General features: G+C 72.0%; 18 protein-coding genes. 9 read left to right on the forward strand and 9 right to left on the reverse strand.

Translation table 11 applies throughout. The features are described from left to right. Positions 1–156 precede the first annotated feature (156 nt). The 4 genes from ACFY9I_RS21970 to ACFY9I_RS21985 all read right to left on the reverse strand — a co-directional run bounded on the left by ACFY9I_RS21970 (position 157) and on the right by ACFY9I_RS21985 (position 4064). The gene (locus ACFY9I_RS21970) at positions 157–606 is read right to left on the reverse strand and encodes an SPW repeat protein (RefSeq protein ID WP_391004055.1); all 450 of its coding nucleotides are present in this window, start codon (positions 604–606) and stop codon (positions 157–159) included. A 189-nt stretch (positions 607–795) separates the two neighbouring features. After that, on the reverse strand, positions 796–2325 hold the full coding sequence (locus tag ACFY9I_RS21975; RefSeq protein ID WP_391004057.1) for a DUF2867 domain-containing protein: 1530 nt from the start codon (positions 2323–2325) through the stop codon (positions 796–798). Between the two features lie 389 nt (positions 2326–2714). Beyond that, positions 2715–3758 (reverse strand): acyl-CoA dehydrogenase family protein, encoded by a 1044-nt coding sequence (locus ACFY9I_RS21980; RefSeq protein ID WP_391004059.1) that lies wholly within the window; start codon positions 3756–3758, stop codon positions 2715–2717. A gap of 51 nt (positions 3759–3809) precedes the next feature. Then, complete coding sequence (locus ACFY9I_RS21985; protein ID WP_391004061.1) at positions 3810–4064, reverse strand: hypothetical protein; 255 nt, start codon at positions 4062–4064, stop codon at positions 3810–3812. A gap of 449 nt (positions 4065–4513) precedes the next feature. On the opposite strand from ACFY9I_RS21985, the gene ACFY9I_RS21990 reads away from it, so the two are divergent. From ACFY9I_RS21990 to ACFY9I_RS22005, 4 genes are all read left to right on the forward strand, one after another. Continuing rightward, on the forward strand, positions 4514–5428 hold the full coding sequence (locus tag ACFY9I_RS21990) for an oxidoreductase (RefSeq protein ID WP_391004063.1): 915 nt from the start codon (positions 4514–4516) through the stop codon (positions 5426–5428). Positions 5429–5592: 164 nt separating this feature from the next. Beyond that, the gene (locus ACFY9I_RS21995; protein ID WP_391004066.1) at positions 5593–6882 is read left to right on the forward strand and encodes a hypothetical protein; all 1290 of its coding nucleotides are present in this window, start codon (positions 5593–5595) and stop codon (positions 6880–6882) included. 230 nt (positions 6883–7112) lie between these two features. Beyond that, entirely contained in the window at positions 7113–7505 is a 393-nt protein-coding gene (locus ACFY9I_RS22000; protein WP_391004068.1) for a VOC family protein, read from the forward strand. A 221-nt stretch (positions 7506–7726) separates the two neighbouring features. Continuing rightward, positions 7727–8797, forward strand: coding sequence for an adenosine deaminase (locus ACFY9I_RS22005; RefSeq protein ID WP_391004070.1), 1071 nt, complete (start codon positions 7727–7729; stop codon positions 8795–8797). On the opposite strand, the gene ACFY9I_RS22010 is transcribed toward ACFY9I_RS22005, so the two are convergent. Further along, positions 8794–9300, reverse strand: coding sequence for a DUF664 domain-containing protein (locus ACFY9I_RS22010; RefSeq protein WP_391004072.1), 507 nt, complete (start codon positions 9298–9300; stop codon positions 8794–8796). The genes ACFY9I_RS22005 and ACFY9I_RS22010 overlap by 4 nt on opposite strands. Positions 9301–9349: 49 nt before the next feature. After that, positions 9350–10255: a LysR substrate-binding domain-containing protein gene (locus ACFY9I_RS22015; RefSeq protein ID WP_391004074.1), complete on the reverse strand. Its 906-nt coding sequence runs from the start codon at positions 10253–10255 to the stop codon at positions 9350–9352. A gap of 127 nt (positions 10256–10382) precedes the next feature. Here ACFY9I_RS22015 and mgrA point away from each other — a divergent pair, with 127 nt between their 5' ends. Beyond that, complete coding sequence (gene mgrA, locus ACFY9I_RS22020) at positions 10383–11381, forward strand: L-glyceraldehyde 3-phosphate reductase (RefSeq protein WP_391004076.1); 999 nt, start codon at positions 10383–10385, stop codon at positions 11379–11381. Positions 11382–11423: 42 nt separating this feature from the next. Here mgrA and ACFY9I_RS22025 read toward each other — a convergent pair whose 3' ends face one another. Then, on the reverse strand, positions 11424–11702 hold the full coding sequence (locus tag ACFY9I_RS22025; RefSeq protein WP_391004078.1) for a DUF1905 domain-containing protein: 279 nt from the start codon (positions 11700–11702) through the stop codon (positions 11424–11426). A gap of 96 nt (positions 11703–11798) precedes the next feature. After that, positions 11799–12200 carry a nuclear transport factor 2 family protein gene (locus ACFY9I_RS22030; RefSeq protein WP_391004080.1) on the reverse strand — a complete coding sequence of 134 codons (402 nt, stop codon included), beginning with the start codon at positions 12198–12200 and terminating at the stop codon, positions 11799–11801. A gap of 437 nt (positions 12201–12637) precedes the next feature. On the opposite strand from ACFY9I_RS22030, the gene ACFY9I_RS22035 reads away from it, so the two are divergent. The 4 genes from ACFY9I_RS22035 (at position 12638) to ACFY9I_RS22050 (ending at position 17156) form a co-directional block, all read left to right on the forward strand. Continuing rightward, positions 12638–13048 carry a hypothetical protein gene (locus ACFY9I_RS22035; RefSeq protein ID WP_391004082.1) on the forward strand — a complete coding sequence of 137 codons (411 nt, stop codon included), beginning with the start codon at positions 12638–12640 and terminating at the stop codon, positions 13046–13048. 91 nt (positions 13049–13139) lie between these two features. Next, positions 13140–15464 (forward strand): FHA domain-containing protein, encoded by a 2325-nt coding sequence (locus tag ACFY9I_RS22040; RefSeq protein WP_391004084.1) that lies wholly within the window; start codon positions 13140–13142, stop codon positions 15462–15464. Positions 15465–15469: 5 nt separating this feature from the next. Continuing rightward, complete coding sequence (locus ACFY9I_RS22045; RefSeq protein WP_391004086.1) at positions 15470–16150, forward strand: hypothetical protein; 681 nt, start codon at positions 15470–15472, stop codon at positions 16148–16150. Then, positions 16143–17156, forward strand: a complete 1014-nt coding sequence (locus ACFY9I_RS22050; RefSeq protein ID WP_391004089.1) for a protein kinase — start codon at positions 16143–16145, stop codon at positions 17154–17156. Before ACFY9I_RS22045 ends, ACFY9I_RS22050 begins: the two co-directional genes overlap by 8 nt. Here the strand turns inward: ACFY9I_RS22050 and ACFY9I_RS22055 are convergent. Continuing rightward, positions 17125–17592 (reverse strand): RpiB/LacA/LacB family sugar-phosphate isomerase, encoded by a 468-nt coding sequence (locus ACFY9I_RS22055; protein ID WP_391004091.1) that lies wholly within the window; start codon positions 17590–17592, stop codon positions 17125–17127. The two genes, ACFY9I_RS22050 and ACFY9I_RS22055, sit on opposite strands and share 32 nt — an antisense overlap. Positions 17593–17594 lie beyond the last annotated feature (2 nt).

Here is a 17594-nt window from a genome sequence, read left to right on the forward strand (position 1 = left end):
GGGGCCGCGCCGCGGCCCCCCCCGGGGGGCGGGGGGGGGGGGGGGGGGGGGGGGGGGGGGGGGGGGGGGGTGGCCGGGGGGGGGGGGGGGGGGCCCCCCCCCCCCCGGGGGGGGGGGCCCCCCGCCGTTACCCCTCGCGGGCGTCCTGTTCTACACCTATGGCGTGCGTCCCGCACGGGTGCCGCCCTTGGCGGATGCGCCGGCGCACACCAGCCCCAGCAGCAGCGCCAGGCAGCCGATGATGATGTTGTTGACCACGACACCGGCGTCCGGGCTGTCGCCGACGATCCACGCAGATATGATCATCCAGACTCCGAGCGCGCACATGGCCCAGCTCAGGCCGTACATCCTCTCCGGCGCGGCGGTGAAGCCGAGGGCCAGCAGACCTATCGCGATGCCCACGATGAGGTTGTGGGGCACCAGCGCCGGCTGGCTGGTCGTGTAGTGGAGAATCCACGGGGACACGGCGCAGTACAGACCGAGCAGGAACACCGGTCCGTCCACGAGCGCCACATCGCGGCCACCGAGCATGCGGGAGTACCGATCCTGCATCTCGGCTGCATCGGGGTGGCTGGTGATGTCACTCCTGTGTGAGACGTTGGCCATGACTCGACTCCTTTGAACTCCGCTGGCCTGACCGCGTCTGGTGGGGTATGCGGTAAGCGCCGCGTAGGTCCATTCTGCGCTTATTCTGCCTTTATGTGTAGTGGTCGCGGGCGAGTGAAGCGCGTGGCGAGGCAGCGGGGAGCAGGGCGGGCCGGGGGGCGGACTTCGCGGGTCACGTCAGGGCGTACGTCAGGGCCTGGGCGCCCGTTCCCGGGCACGGGCCGTCGCGTCCGCCACCGCCGCCCGAGCGATGTTGCGGGCCATACCGCCGAACACGACGGCGTGGAAGGGAGCCACACTCCACCAGTACGCGTGACCGAGCAGTCCTCGCGGATGAAACAGGGCACGCTGGCGGAACACGGTGTGTCCGGCGTCGTCCGTGTCCGCGTACATCTCCAGCCACGCGAGCCCCGGCAGCCGCATCTCCGCCCGCAGCCGCAGCAGCCGCCCCCGCTCGATCTCCTCCACCCGCCAGAAGTCCAGCGAGTCACCCACCCGCAGTCGCGTGGCGTCCCGACGGCCCCGGCGCAGGCCCACCCCGCCCGCCAGCCGGTCCAGCCATCCCCGTATGGCCCAGGCGAGCGGGAAGGAGTACCAGCCGTTGTCCCCGCCGATCCCCTCGATGACCCGCCACAGGGAGGCGCGCGGGGCGTCCACGCGCAGTTCACGCCGGTCGGTGTAGAGGCTGCCGCCGGCCCAGTCGGGGTCGGTGGGCAGCGGGTCGCTGGGCGCCCCAGGCGAGGAGGCCGACGACCAGCGGGTGGTCACCCGGGCCTCACGCACCCGCCGCAGGGCGAGCCGCACCGCCTCGTCGAAACCGAGCGGATGACCGGGCGGATCCGGCACGTACCGTGCGATGTCGTGCTCGTGGCAGACCACCTCGTGCCGCAGCGACTCGGTGAGCGGCCGGGCGATCGAGGCCGGCACCGGTGTCACCAGCCCCACCCACTGGCTGGACAGACCCGGGGAGAGCACCGGCACCGGCAGGATGAGCCGGCTCGGAAGTCCCGCGAGGCCGGCGTAACGCAGCATCATCTCGCGGTACGTCAGGACGTCGGGACCGCCGATGTCGAAGGCCCGGTTGACGTCGTCCGGCAGCCGGGCGCAGCCGGTGAGCGCACGCAGGACGTCCCGGACGGAGACGGGCTGGATCCGGGTACGCACCCAGCTCGGGGTGATCATCACCGGCAGTCGCTCGGTGAGGTAGCGCAGCATCTCGAAGGAGGCCGACCCCGAGCCGATGACGACCGCCGCCCGCAGCACGGCCGTGGGAACACCACAGCCGAGCAGGATGCGGCCGACCTCCGCGCGCGAGCGCAGATGCGGCGACAAATCCCGCTCCGGCACGCCGTACGGGGTGAGACCGCCCAGGTAGACGATGCGGCGCAGGCCGGCGGCCCGGGCCCGCTCCCCGAAGATCCGCGCGGCCCGCCGGTCCGTCGCCTCGAAGTCCTTGCCGGTGCCCAGCGCGTGCACCAGGTAGTAGCCGACGTCGACGCCCCGCATCGCCCGTGCGACGGACTCCGCGTCGGTGACGTCCCCGGGAACCACCTCGACCGCAGCGGACCACGGATGGTCACGCAGCCGCTGCGGGGAGCGGGCCAGACAGCGCACCTGTAGGCCCGCCTCCAGCAGCTCCGGAATGAGTCGGCCGCCGATGTATCCCGTCGCACCGGTCACCAGGCAGAGCGGTCCGCCGCCGTGTGCGTCTGTCGTCATGGGTCCCTCGGTTCCTAGGTCGTCGCCTCCGCGCTCACCCCGCATCACTTCCACCACCAGGGCCGTCAGGGATGCGCCGACGGGACACTGCCGCGCGATCGGGTGACCGGTACGGCGGCCCCTGACGGCGGGCACAGCGAACGCCCCGGAGCAGACAGGGGAAGGCGCGGCTCGTGTGGCTCCACGGCACCGGGCGACCCGCACGCCTTCGCCTTCGCGCCGCGCACGCCGGTGAGCACGGGTGGGGTCATCCCCTCCGCGGGGGTGGTGCTCGCCGCGACGTTCGCCGCGCTCGGCGTCGTCCCCGCTGGGAGAGCGCGCTCGTGGCCGGGCGGCGCCGGGCGCGGTACCGTGCGGACCCCGGCAGTGAGATGCGTGCGGGCTCCCGCTCAGTACGCGGCCGACAGCGAACCGAGGTGGGCCCGGCGTACCTCCGGGGTCTGGCCCTGGACCAGCAGGAACATCGCCTCGCGGGCCAGACGTTGGGCGCGGCTGTCCAGGGCCAGGGACCGTCCGCCGCCGGCCACGACCGCGGCGGCCGTCGCCGCGCGCATCAGGTCGAACGCCTTCGTCTTGAGGGCCAGCCGCTCCTCCATGTGCTCGTGCGGCGCCGGATGGTCAGCGAGGGCGTACGCCTGCCGTCGCACCTTGTCCAGCCGCAGTCGCAGTGCCTTCGTCGTGGGATCGTCCTGGTCCAGCAGGCCGAGGGCCGACTCGGCGACCCCGAAGACCGCGGGCGAGGCGTTCGTCGGCTTGGGCCGGTCGCTCGCGGCCCAGGACTCGTACGGCACGTGCAGGGCGACGGCGTCGTCGGGGATCCACAGGCCGTCGAGGTCGAGCGAGACCGTCCGGGCGGCCGTGAGCGCCGCCAGCCGCATGGGCGCGGACGCCTTCAGCCCGGACTGCGGCCTGGCCTCGGTGAAGGCGAACACCACCTCGTCCGCGTCCGTCACCCCCGCCAGCAGCATCACATCGTTCAACCCCCACCCGGTGTACCAGGGGACCGTCCCGTGGAACCGCCAGCCGCCACGCTTAGGCACGGCCCGCACGGGCACCTGCGGATACCTCCGCAGATGGGCGTACGCCACGCCGGACAGCAGCTCACCCGTGGCCAGCTTGCCCAACAGGCTTTCACGGGCGGGCGGTTCGCTCTTCACGAGGGTCAGTACCGGCGTGTGGTGCTGGGTCTGCACGAACCATGTGGAGCAGCACGCACCCGCCAGGATCTCCGCGGTCTCCCGGGCGACGGAGTTGGGGGCGCCCGAGCCGCCGTACGCCACCGGCGCGCTCACCCCGAGCAGTCCGGACCGCTTGATCGCCTGGATGCTGCTCGCGGGCACCCCTTCCTGGTCGACCCGTTCCGCCTGGGGCGCAAGCACCTCGGTGGCGAGGATGCGCGCCTGGACGACGAGAGGATGCGGTGACGTGGTCATGGGGTGATTCTCCCCGGCTCCGGGCCCGGAGATCACATCCTCGGGAACCCGTCATCGCTCACGGTCCCTTCCGGGAGTCACACGCCGACCGTCGAACGCGCCGAGTGGATCGTGGTGCGCCCGACGACGTGCCAGATGTGCCTGGACGGCTCCTCGGTCGAGGGCGGCGACCTGCTCCTCGGGAAGGACGGCTCCTCGGGCGAGGGCGGCGACCTGCTCCTCGGGGAGCAGCGCGGGGTCGGCGGCCGGCCGGCTGTGGTGCATGTGGAGGAGGGCGGCCGGCACCCGGCCGGAGTCCGCCGACACGTCGGCGAGCCGCCGGCGCGGTCGACGGCGGCGGCCGACCGGGCCCGCCGCGCGGCCAGGAGGGGCGCCGCCGACGAGGCCTCCCGCAGCGCGGCGAAACCACCGGACGGTCCCAGAGCCGCAGCGTTTCCGGCCGCCGCTCGCGGAAGACCCGGTGGTGCCCGTCGTTGGGCGCCACCGCGAGCAGGTTCCGGGCTCGGTTCGCAGGTCCGCCCGAGGCGTGGTGCCAGGCGAGGTCGGCCCGGCCGGCGGCGGCCAAGGAGGGAAGGGACCGCCGGAGAGCGGAGAGGTGGTGGACCGGCTCGACGACCGCTTCCGCCTCCTGGGACCGTCCCGTGCCGGTGGCGCCCATCCACCGGCGGCGCCCCTGCCCTCGCGCGACGAGCCTGAGGTCGAAAGACCGGGTAAAGCCGGGCGGGCGCGATGTCGACGCGTGCGAGACTGCGTCGATGAGCTCGAAGACGATCGACGCGGCCGCCTCGGGCACCTGGAACCTCGGCGACCTCCCCGTCCACCGCGTCGGCTTCGGGGCGATGCGGCTGACCGGGAGCGCCGCCTTCCACCTCGGGGCACCCAGGGAGCGCGAGCGGTCGATCGCCGTGCTGCGGCGCGCGGTCGAGCTGGGCGTCAACCACATCGACACGGCGGCCTTCTACTTCTCCTCGCTGCGCTCCGCCAACGAACTGATCAACAGCGCGTTGGGCGGGCCGTATCCGGATGACCTGGTCATCGTGACCAAGGTCGGACCGCACCGCGAGTACTCGGGGGAGTGGGGCACGGCCGCACGCCCCGACCAACTGCGTGGGCAAGTAGAAGAGAACCTCAGGCAGTTGGGACGCGACCATCTGGACGTCGTCAATCTCCGCCGCATGCGGCAGGACTCCATCGCCGAGCACTTCGGGGCGCTGGCCGAACTGCGGGAGGCCGGGCTCATCCGCCACCTCGGTGTCTCCGCCGTCGAACCCCGACACCTCGCCGAAGCCCGGGCGATCGCGCCCGTCGTGTGCGTCCAGAACCAGTACGGCCTGCACAGCCCGGACCCCGGCGCCGACGAGGTGCTGCGCGTCTGCCGCGACCAGGGCATCGCGTTCGTACCGTTCTACGCGATCGCCGGTGACGCCGGCCCTCAGGGCGCGAGCACCGCGCACCACGGCGAACTGCTCGAGGTCGCCCGCGCCCACGACGCCACCCCCGCCCAGATCCGGCTCGCGTGGACCCTCCACCAGGGGCCGCAGGTCCTCGCCATCCCCGGCACGGGAGATCCGGACCACCTCGCGGAGAACATCGCAGCGGGTTCCCTCCGGCTCACGGCGGAGGAGGTGTCCCGGCTGGACGCCGTCCGAGGGGGGCCGTCCGCGTCCTGATGCCGGGCTCCTTCGCCCGAGCGGAAGCGGAAGGTTGCCGCGTCCCGCCACCGGCCACCGCGGGCACCCTCGGCACGCGCGGCCATGGGCAAAGGGGCCCCAACGGGTTCATATAGGCTGCCTGTTCTGTCCCTGCCGTTCGTCACCACCCGGGAGAGTCACCCGTGAGCGTAGACACCGCCCACTCCGCATCGGCCGTACCGCCCGCCGACGAGACGCCCGCCACCGGGGGCGTGCCGGCGCAGGACGAGGGCTTCTGGGTCGAGCCCGGCGCGGTCGAGGCCCAGGCCCCCGTGGGTGAGTCCGGCGCCGACATGCCGGAGCAGTCGGTGGGCGAGCGGGCTCCCGTACGGCCGTCGTCCGGGGAGGTTCCCGTGCAGCCCTCCGTCGAGGAGACGCTCGTACGGCCGTCCGCCGACGGGATTCCCGCGCAGGTTCCCGGTGGCGATGACCTCGTCGAGGCCGTGGACGAGCAAGTCGCCCGTGACGCCCGGGAGTTCGGGGTGTACGCGCGCACCGGAGGCTGGGCTTTCGCGCTGAAGGTGGCGCGGAGTGTGCGGCCCGGCGGGGAGGCGGCAGGGGAGACGCCCAAGGTGTCGGCGAAGCGGTTCGCCGAGCTGGCCGGATGCTCGCCGGAGCGGGTCATGCGCTATTACAAGGCGTGGGACAAGGCGGCCGACGACGGCATGGTCCCGCACTTCGAGGCGCTGACCCCCGGCGAGGAGATCGACCTGCCGGACTCGGACGTGTGGCTGACGTACTACAGCTCCCGTTCCAGCGCGACCTCCGACCGGGGCACCGCGATCACGGCCGCCGCCGAGGCCGAGGGTATCCGCCCCACCAAGGCGCTGGAGGTCGCCGAGAACCCCACCGCGCTGCGCGCCGCGATCCTCGCCGACCCGTCCACCGCGCAGGCGGCCCGCACCGCGCTCCTCGACCGCCTCAAGGAGGACCCCGCCCTCCAGACGGAACTGGCCCGGGACATCGCCCGCACCGACGAGCTGAAGAAGGCGGTCGCCAACGAGACCCAGGCGGCCAGCCGGATCGGCTACGTCCGGCAGATCGTGGAGAACGGTCAGGTCAAGACCCCGGCCGGGCAGCTCATCGACGCCACCGCCGAACTGCGCGCCGAGGCCGAACGGCACCTGTCGCTCATCGACGAGCTGGACGACGACGAGGACACCGGCGAGTGGGCGACGGAGGCGTACGACTCCGTCAAGGAACTCGTCGTCCAGACCGTGGAGTCCGACCCCGGGCTGCGGGTGCAGGAACGCCGGACCAAGTTCTACAGCAGCCTCCAGAAGGCGACGAAGGTCTTCGAGGAGCTGACCCTCGACGACGCCGTCGACCTCGACGCCATCTACGAGGACGACATGCTCCAGCGCCTGGAGGAACTCCAGCAGGCCCTGAGCACCTGCATCGCCGCCCTCCGCAAGGCGTCACCGGGCGAGTGACCCAGGGCTCCGGCCCACCCGCGAGACGAGGCCTCCCGCGACCACCTCGAAGGTGGCGCGGGAGGCCTCGGCCGTGGGTCAGGAGCGTCCTGTGCGGCACTCGGAGAAATGACATTTGCGTCCGGTGAGTGTTACGTATAACCTCCCGGGAACCCCGAGCGGCCGTCGGGCAGTCTCCGCCCGCTCACCGCCCGCTCTCCCCAACTTCCGCGCCCACCCGAGAGGACCCGATGAGACGCATGGCCCTGGTCACCCTGGTGGTCGACGACTACGACGAGGCGATCCGCTTCTACACCGAGGCGCTCGGCTTCCGGCTCGTGGAGGACACGCCCCGGCCCGACGGCGGCCGCTGGGTCGTCGTCGAACCGGGCGGTGCGGGGCAGGGAGGCGGACTGCTGCTCGCCCGGGCCAAGGGGGAGGCGCAGCGCAACCGGATCGGCGACCAGACCGGCGGACGCGTGGGCTTCTTCCTGCACACCGACGACTTCGCCCGCGACCACGCCCGAATGGTGGCCGCCGGCGTCAGGTTCCTGGAGGAACCGCGGCACGAGCCGTACGGCTCCGTCGCCGTCTTCGAGGACCTGTACGGAAACCGCTGGGATCTCCTGCAGCCCGCCGCCTGAGCCCGCCGCCTGTACCCGCCGCCTGTACCCGCCGCCTGTACCCGCCGCCTGAACCCGCCGCCTGAACCCGTCGGCCGCCCGGCCACACCGACGCCGGCCGAACCGCCCGGCCTCCCCGGCCGACCGAGCCGGCTCGGTCACCCGCTCCCACCCAACCATCGCTTCCCTCCACCGCCCCCTACCGCTCCCACCACCGCACCACCTGCCGAGGAACGAACGCCATGACCGCACCCCGCATCGACGCCGACACCATCCGCCGCCTCCCCAAGGCCGTCCTGCACGACCACCTCGACGGCGGGCTGCGCCCCGCCACGCTCGTGGAACTGGCCGCCGAGGTCGGCCACACCCTCCCGGAGACCGACCCGGAGGGCCTCGCCGCCTGGTTCTACGAGGCCGCGAACTCCGGTGACCTGGTGCGGTACATAGCCACGTTCGAGCACACCCTCGCGGTGCTGCAGACCCGTGAGGGTCTGCTGCGCGCGGCCGAGGAGTACGTGCTCGACCTGGCCGCGGACGGTGTCGTCTACGGCGAGGTGCGGTACGCCCCCGAGCTGAACGTCAACGGCGGGCTGACCATGGCCGAGGTCGTCGAGACCGTGCAGGAGGGCCTGGCCGGAGGTATGGCCAAGGCGGCCGCCCAGGGCACCCCGGTCCGGGTCGGCACCCTGCTGTGCGGCATGCGCATGTTCGACCGGGTCCGCGAGGCAGCCGACCTCGCCGTGGCCTTCCGCGACGCCGGCGTCGTCGGCTTCGACATCGCGGGTGCCGAGGACGGCTTCCCGCCCGCCGACCACCTCGCCGCCTTCGAGCACCTGCGCCGCGAGAGTGTCCCCTTCACCATCCACGCCGGCGAGGCCCACGGTCTGCCCAGCATCCACCAGGCCCTCCAGGTCTGCGGCGCACAGCGCATCGGCCACGGCGTCCGCATCACCGAGGACATGGTCGACGGCAAGCTCGGCCGCCTCGCCTCCTGGGTCCGCGACCGCCGTATCGCCCTGGAGATGTGCCCCACCTCCAACCTCCAGACCGGCGCGGCCACCTCCATCGCCGACCACCCGATCACGGCCCTGAAGGACCTCGGCTTCCGTGTCACGCTCAACACGGACAACCGTCTGGTCTCGGGCACCACCATGACCCGCGAGATGACCCTGCTCGTCGAGGAGGCCGGCTGGACCCTGGACGACCTGCGCACGGTCACGGTCAACGCCCTCAAGAGCGCCTTCGTCCCGTTCGACGAACGCGGCACCCTCATCGAGGACGTCGTCCTGCCGGCCTACGCGTCCGCGTCCTAGCTCCGCAGCAACCCGCGTACGTACGCGGCCTGGCCGACATGCTGCAGATCGTCGGCCAGGACGCTGACCAGGCGAACGCCGAGGGTGACGGCCGGAGTCCACCGCTCGTCCACGACCCGGTCCAGGTCGTCCGCCCCGAGGCCGTGCACGAACCCGAATGTCTGTTCGTGCACGGCGTCGAAATACCCGGTCAGCAGGTCACCCGAGTCGACCCGCACCTCGGCGACCTGGGCCGGGCCGTGCCCGTAGCCCGTGTCACGGGCCGGCAGAGCGAGCCCGAAGCGTTTCTCCCAGCCCTGGGACAGCCAGACCTGGTCGAGTCCGGAGGCGTCGGCCACGTGATCGTCCTGGATCCGGGTCAGGTGCCAGACCAGCCAGGCGACGGAATTGGCGTCGGGGGCGGGGCGGGCGTGGAGGTCCTGCGGTGACAGCCCGTCCACCGCGGCGTGGACCTCCTCCTTGATCCGGCCGTACGCGTCGGTGAGAACGTCCTTCACATCCATACGTCCACCATCGGGCATCGTGCCGCCGCCCGCACCGCCCCTCGACCCTTCAGGGAGTGATCGGGGGGCAGGCGACCGGGGGGTCGAGCAGTTCCAGCAGGGCCCGTGCCGCCGGGCTGGTGGCCTCCGGGGGAGGGAGCAGGGCGACCGTCTCGTACACGGACTCGTCGGTGCTCTTGACGGTGAGGGCGACGAGGGAGTCGCGCTTGTGGGCGAAGTGGCGCGGGACCACGGCGATGCCGAGGTTCTCGGCCACCAGGTCGAGGAGGCTGTGCACGTCGTTGACCTCCAGGGCGACGGCCCGGCGGACGCCCGCGGCGGCGAAGACCGCGTCGGTGGTCCGGCGCGGGCCCCAGTCCGGGTGGAAGTCGACGAAGACCTCGCCGCCCAGCTCCTCCGGGGCCACGGCGGCGCCGACGGCGGCCAGACGGTGACTCGGGTGGCACAGGACGGTCATCGGCTCGCTGGACAGCGGTACGACCCGTAGCTGATCGGTGTCCTCCTGCGCCGTCCGCACGGCGAAGGCCAGGTCGAGGCGGCCACTCGCGACCTCCTCCGCGAGCGCGCCCGAACCCGCCTGCCGCAGACAGATCTCCACGTCCGGATGGCGCCGCCGGAACGCGGCCAGCAGCCCCGCCACATGCAGCCCGGCGACGCACTGCTCCGACCCGAGCGCGAGCATCCCACGCAACACGCCCTGCACCGCGGCCACGGCCTCGCGGGCCGACCGCACCTGTGCCAGGATCCGTTCCGCCTCGGTCAGCAGCGCCCGGCCGGCCGGGGTGAGCGTCACCCGGCGGGTCGTCCGCACGAACAGCGGCGTCTGCAGTTCACGCTCCAGGGAGCGCACGGAGGCGGACAGTCCCGACTGGGAGACGAGGAGCCGTTCGGCGGCCCGGGTGAAGTGCTCCTCCTCGGCGACCGCGACGAAATGCTGGAGATGGCGGAGTTCCATGACTGAGAAGCGTAAGCGCTGAATCCCATCGGATTCTTCTGTTGGACCAATGCCCCCAGGTCGCGAAAGAGTGGACACCGGTTCTCAGGGACTCCGGTCCCCCCGTGCCAACCCCTCTGGAGTCGCGTTGTACACCGCACACCCCGACCGCTACGCGGACATGCCCTACCGGCGCACCGGACGCAGCGGCCTGAAACTGCCCGCGCTCTCGCTCGGCCTGTGGCACAACTTCGGCCCCGACCGGTCCGTGGAGACGCAGCGCGCGATCCTGCGCCGCGCCTTCGACCTGGGCATCACCCACTTCGACCTGGCCAACAACTACGGCCCGCCGCCCGGCTCCGCCGAATCCGCCCTCGGCGAGGCACTCAAGGCCGACTTCGCCCCGTACCGCGACGAGCTGATCATCTCCAGCAAGGCCGGCTATCTGATGTGGCCCGGCCCGTACGGCGAGTGGGGTTCCCGCAAGTACCTGCTCTCCTCGCTCGACCAGAGCCTGAAGCGCATGGGCCTGGACTACGTCGACATCTTCTACTCGCACCGCCCGGACCCCGAGACTCCGCTGGAGGAGACGATGGGCGCGCTGCACTCGGCGGTCCAGCAGGGCAAGGCGCTGTACGTCGGTGTCTCCAACTACTCCGCCGAGCAGACCCGGGAGGCCGCCCGCATCCTGGGCGAGCTGGGCACCCCGCTCCTCATCCACCAGCCGCGCTACTCGATGCTCGACCGGCGCCCCGAGAGCGAGGGCCTGCTCGACGCCCTCGACGAGCTCCAGGTCGGCTCCATCGTCTTCTCCCCGCTGGAGCAGGGCCTGCTGACCTCCCGCTACCTCGACGGCATCCCCGAGGGCTCGCGCGCGGCGAGCGACAGCCCCTTCCTGAACTCCGACGCCGTCACCGAGGACCTGGTGGGCCGACTGCGCGCCCTCGACGAGGTCGCCAAGTCCCGGGGCCAGACCCTCGCCCAGCTCGCCCTGGCCTGGACGCTGCGCGGTGGACGCGTCACCTCAGCCCTCGTCGGCGCCAGCAGCGCCCGCCAGATCGAGGACAGCGTCGGCGCCATCGGCAACCTCGACTTCGACGCGGACGAGCTGTCCCGCATCGACGCGATCATCGAGGGCAAGGCCTAGCGTCCCATCGGGGGCGCGGCCCGGCCCCGGCACCGACAGCCCCTACCCCTCGATGCGCTCCTCCAGCCGTACGGTCACCGACTGGCTCGCCTCCTTGCCGATCGCCTTGCGCACATCCTCCCTGACGGGCAGCTTGTGGGTGCCGTCGCCCAAGGCCATGAAGGAGCTGCGGAAAGGGTGTCCGTCGATCGTGCCCCGGACCCTGACCAGGCCCCCGGTGCCGAAGAACGCGACGGACTCGGGCCAGACGAGGTAGGTCCAGCCGCCCTTGGCGGGGCTCTTGCGCAGCTCCGCGGTGAACTGCTCGTCGAGTGTGCTCATGATGTCGCCTTCCGCTCCCGGTGGTCCTCCACGGAGAAGAGACCGCCGGGAGCGGTCGAACTCATCGCGAGACGGTGAGCACCCCGGGGACCGGGGTCACGCCTCCGGTGCCGGCACCCGGTCCAGGAAGCCGTACACGCTCCGGATACGGCCCTGCGTGTCGAGCGTGATCACATCGAAGCCGGCGACCGGGGCGGCCCCGCCCGCCTCGTCCACCAGCTCCCATCCGAAACGGGCGGTGTCGTGGTGGCCGTCGACCGCCGTGACCAGGTGGAAGGCCAGGCCGGGGAACTGCTTCCGGGTCGCCGTGATCAGGGCGGCGATCTCCTCGTGTCCGCGCACGTCGGCCAGCGGATCGGTGTAACCGCCGTCGTCGGCCCATGCGGCGGCCACCGCCGCCGCCAGCGCCTCCTCGCCGCCGGCGTTCCAGGCCCCGAAGTACCGGGCGACGGCGGTCTCGTAGCGGTCCTGCTCCTTGCGGTTCCCAAGCGTGGACATGATCGTTGAACCCTTCGTCGAGGACATACGTAGGGGAGGGGGACCGGATCCGGAGCCGTCCGCGGCCTCCTCGTGAACCGGCACCGCACACGTTGCCCGTGCTTACCCGGGGGCGTCGATTACCCCGGAGGTCATGCCGGGGTCGCCCCGGAGAAGTCCCGGTCGGAGGGTCTGTAGAACCGTTTCGGCCATTCACGCCCACGCATATGCCAGGAGACTGGCTGAATTGGCATGGTGACAGAGTGTCAGTAGTGGCGATACTCGAGTGACAGGGCGATTGAGGCATGAACCAACGCGCACCCATGCGCGTACACGACGTCACTGTGTGTGACGTTCTCGTCGCCGGACGCGCACGACCAGCAAGTCTGTGAGGCGAGGGCAAGTCCGCGCGGCGAAAGAGGCCGGGCGGGGCGGCGGTGCGATCGGGGGAGCGAAGCGTGCACGACGAATTCCTGTGCCATGTCACCGCGTACGGCATGTGCGACGGCCGGCGCGTCGGAGTGCCCCTCGGCACCTATCGCGCCCCCACGCTGGCACTGGCGTTGTGGTGGATGCGCGACCGTGCGTTATGGATCGCCGAACGCCTCGACCCCCGGCCCGAGAACCCCAACTTTCCCCCGAACGCGGTCGTTCCCGTCGCCGACACCGTCCCGGACGTGCCGAGCCTGCTGCGCGCCTGGTCCGCCGACGGCGTACAACAGGATTTGGTCGCCGAGGAGTTGGCGGCCGGGAACCTGGTCCGGATCGCCACCAACGACGACACCACTGAGTACGAGCTGCTCGCGGAGTCGGTCGACGCCGTGCGCATGCAGCGCATCGCCCAGAGAATCGCCGCGCCGGCCGCCTGACGTCGACGCCGAGTGGCCGGGCACCCGACGCCGAGTGCCCGGGCGCCACGGCGACCGGGCACACAGTCGGGCGAATCGGTAGAATTTTCGTATGGCAGAGCGGTCGATCGCACCGACTGCGCCCGAACTCGTGCTGGAAACCGAGGCGGGCTCCACGGTGATGACCCCGAGCCGCGAGTACCACGTGGGGCGCGACCCGCTCAGCGACGTCGTCCTCGACGACGACCGGGTCTCGTGGCACCACGCCGTGCTCCGGGCCCAGGACGACCACTGGACCGTCGAGGACGAGAACAGCACCAACGGCACCTACGCCGACGGCCACCGCGTCCACGAGTGGGACGTGGGTCCCGGCAGCGTCATCCACTTCGGAAGCCTCCCGGACGGCCCCCGCGTGGTGCTCACCGGCCTCGCCCCCGAGCGTCCCTCCGGCGTCTTCCGCCCCGCGTCCACCGGCACCTTCCGGCAACCCAGCAGCGTCCGCCCGCTGCCCGAGCGGACCGTCCGCATCGGCCGCGCCGCCGACAACGACCTGGTCATCGACGACCTCGTCGTCTCCCGTCGGCACGCCGAACTACGAGCGCGCCCGGACGGCACGTACGAGATCGTCGACCTCGGCAGCCACAACGGCACCTTCCTCAACGGCACGCCCGTCGACAGCGCGCCGGTCACCGTCGGTGACATCGTCGGCATCGGCCACTCCGCGTTCTGCCTGGTCGGGGACGAACTCCAGGAGTACGTGGACACCGGTGAGGTCTCCCTCGACGTCCAGGAACTGACCGTCGCCGTCGACCGAGGCCGAAGGACGCTGCTGGACGAGGTCACCTTTCCGGTCGGCGAGAAATGCCTCCTGGCCGTCGTCGGCCCCAGCGGCGCCGGCAAGTCCACCCTCCTGAACGCCCTGACCGGACAGCGCCCCGCCGACAGCGGTACGGTCCTCTACGACGGCCGCGACCTCTACCACGACTACGCCGAACTGCGCCAGCGCATCGGCCTGGTTCCGCAGGACGACATCCTGCACGCCCAGCTGACCGTGCGCAGGGCCCTGGCCTACGCCGCCGAACTGCGCTTCCCCCAGGACACCGCGAAGGCCGAGCGGCAGGCGCGGGTCGACGAGGTGGCCGGCGAACTGGGCCTCGAACAGCGTGCCGGGCAGCCCATCCACAGCCTCTCCGGCGGCCAGCGCAAGCGGGTCAGTGTGGCCCTGGAGCTGCTGACGAAACCGTCGCTGCTGTTCCTGGACGAACCGACCTCCGGTCTCGACCCCGGCATGGACCGCTCGGTGATGCACATGCTGCGCGGCCTCGCCGACGACGGCCGTACCGTCATCGTCGTCACCCACAGTGTCCTCAGCCTCGACGTCTGCGACCGGCTCCTGGTCCTCGCGCCCGGCGGCAAGGTCGCCTACTACGGGCCGCCCGACGACGCCCTCGCCTTCTTCGGCTTCGAGCAGTGGCCGGAGGCGTTCGAGGCCTTCGAACGGGACGAGGACCGGGACTGGGCGAGGGAGTACCGCGACTCGCCCTTCCACCGTCACTACGTCACCGCGTCCATGAGCCAGCCGTATCTGCCCGACGCGGAGCCGGTCGCCGTGGTGCCGCCGCCCAAGCCGCAGAGCTGGGGCGCCCAACTGGGCACCCTCGTCCGCCGGTACGCGGCCGCGCTCAGTGCCGACCGGACCTTCCTCGCCATCATGATCGCGCTGCCCTTCGTCATGGGCGCGATGGCAAGGGCTCTCGCGGGCGGCGAACTGGACCGTGAGACCGCCATGAACACGCTGCTCATCCTGTGCGTGGGCGGCGTCCTGACCGGCGCCGCGAACGCCGTGCGCGAACTGGTCAAGGAACGGGTGATCTACCGGCGTGAACGCGCCGTCGGCCTGTCCAGATCCGCCTACCTCATGTCCAAGGTCGTCGTCCTCGGCACCGTCACCGTCCTCCAGGCGGTCGTCCTCACCCTGGTCGCCCTGCTCGGCGTCGACCTCAACGCCCCCGGTGGCGACGGCGTGTTGATGCCACCCCTGGCCGAGATCACGGTCGCCGTGGCGCTGCTCGCCTTCACCGCGATGATGCTCGGTCTCGTCGTGTCCGCGCTCGTCCGCAAGGAGGAGGTCACGATGCCGCTGCTGGTGCTCCTCGCGATCGTCCAGGTCGTGTTCTGCGGCGCGCTGCTGGACGTCAGGGGCACGATCGTCCTCGAACAGTTGGCATGGCTGGTGCCCTCACGGTGGGCGTTCGCCGCGATGGCCGGCACGATCGACCTCGAACGGATCGTCCCGGACACGTCGGACCCGCTGTTCGGGCACTCCGCGGGCACCTGGCTGCTCGACATGGGGATGCTCCTCGTCCTCTCGCTGCTGTGCGGCTACCTCGTCGCCCGACTGCTGCGCCGCCGCGAACCCGCGGTGATGCGGAAGTAGCCGCGATGACGACCCCCGGTTTCCTTCCCACACATGTCGTCCCGCCGGGCGGACTGCCCACCTGGGAGGCCCCCGATCCGTCCCGCCCCACCGTGCCCCTCGACGCGTTGCTGCCCGTCCAGCTCCTGGACCGGCGGGGCGACTGGGGTCATGTGCTGTGCGCCAACGGCTGGTCCGCCTGGGTCGACGGACGCCTCCTCGTGGCCGTACCCCAGGACCCGCCGGCCGCCGGCGCCGCTCCCGCCCGCACCGCCGACCCCCGCCCCCTGCTGGCCCGCGCCGAGGAGGCGCTGACCCGCTACCGCACCGAGGCGGAGGCCCTGGCCGCCGGACACCGCGACCGGGAGACCTTCCGCGACCGTACGAAGGGACTGCGGATCGGCGTGGTCGTGGACGGCGAGTCGCTGTGGCTGTTCGACGCGGCGCACGAGAGGTGGGTGTACTGCGACGGGACACGGCTGAGCACGTTCGCCGTGGGGCAGGAGCCGCACGGGACGGCCCACGACACACCACGGGTCCCACCGTCCGCCCCGCAGGTGCCCCCCGCCCCGCAGGTGCCACCGGCCGCCGCACCGACCCCGGAGCCGACCCGCGTCGTGGGCGAACCGGGGCCCGGACCGGTGGACCGACGGCCGAGCGATGACGAACCCACCCGCCTGGTTCCCCCGGTGACACCCGATGGGTGAGACGCAACCGTACGCGGGACGCCCGTCGGAGCTCGTGGGACGACAGATCGCGGGCTACCGCATCGAACGCGAGATCGGCCGCGGCGGTATGGCCGTCGTCTACCAGGCCCTGGACCTGCGTCTGGAGCGTACGGTCGCACTGAAGCTGCTCGCCCCCGAACTGGCCCGCAACGACACCTTCCGGCGCCGCTTCACCCACGAGTCCCGGGTCGCCGCGGCCATCGACCATCCGCACATCGTGCCGGTCTTCGAGGCGGGGGAGACGGACGGGGTCCTCTACATCGCCATGCGCTACGTCGCGGGCAGCGATCTGCGGCACCTCCTGGACCGTCAGGGCCCGTTGCCGGTCATGACCGCGACCAGGATCGCCACCCAGGTCGCCTCCGCGCTCGACGCGGCGCACGACCACGGTCTGGTGCACCGGGACGTGAAACCCGGCAACATCCTGGTCGCGCGGGGCACCGACAGCGACCATCCCGAGCACGTCTACCTCACCGACTTCGGTCTGACCAAGAAGTCACTGTCCCTGACGGGTTTCACGAGCGTCGGCCAGTTCGTGGGGACGCTCGACTACGTGGCGCCGGAACAGATCTCCGGAAAGCCCGTGGACGGCCGCTGCGATGTGTACAGCCTCGCCTGCGTCGTCCACGAGACGCTCTCCGGCCGGCCGCCCTTCCAACGGGACGACGACATGGCCCTGTTGTGGGCCCACCAGTACGACGAGCCGCCCCCGCTGACCGCCGGGCGCCCCGATCTGCCGCGGGCCGTGGACCAGGTTTTGGCGACGGCGCTGGCCAAGTCCCCGGACGACCGGTACGACTCCTGCCTGTCCTTCGTAGCCGCGCTGAGGGTCGCGGGTACGCGGGGCGGTCTCCCGTCGGGGCACGCGCAGGCCGCGGCCGTGCCGGTCGCGACGACGACGCCCCGATCGCCCGAACCCCCGCCGGAACCGCCGCTGTGGGCCAGTCCCGTCTTCACTCGGCCCGGCCGACTGCCCCCCGCATGACGTCGAGCCGCTCGATTCGGGCCACGTTCTCCCGGTCGTCGGCGTCCTGGCCGGCCTCGGCGGCGAACCAGGCGTCCAGGATCTCCTTGAGCAGCGGCTGGGAGGTCAGCCGCAGACCGACGGCCAGGACATTGGCGTCGTTCCAGCGCCGGGCGCCGTCGGCCGTGTACGCGTCCGTGCACAGGGCCGCACGTACCCCGGGCACCTTGTTCGCGGCGATCGACGCACCGGTGCCCGTCCAGCAGCACACGACGGCCTGGTCCGACGCGCCGGAGGCGACCTCGCGCGCCGCCGCCTCCGAGCAGGCCGCCCACTGGGGGTCGTCCCCGTGGCGCAGCGCGCCGTGGGTCACCACTTCGTGGCCCCGGTCGCGCAGCTCCTGGACCAGGAGGCGGGCGACGGGCTCGTCCATGTCCGAGGAGACGGAGATCCGCATGC

It is taken from the genome of Streptomyces sp. NPDC012510 (assembly GCF_042955065.1).
In the GTDB taxonomy this organism is placed as follows: Bacteria; Actinomycetota; Actinomycetes; order Streptomycetales; family Streptomycetaceae; genus Streptomyces.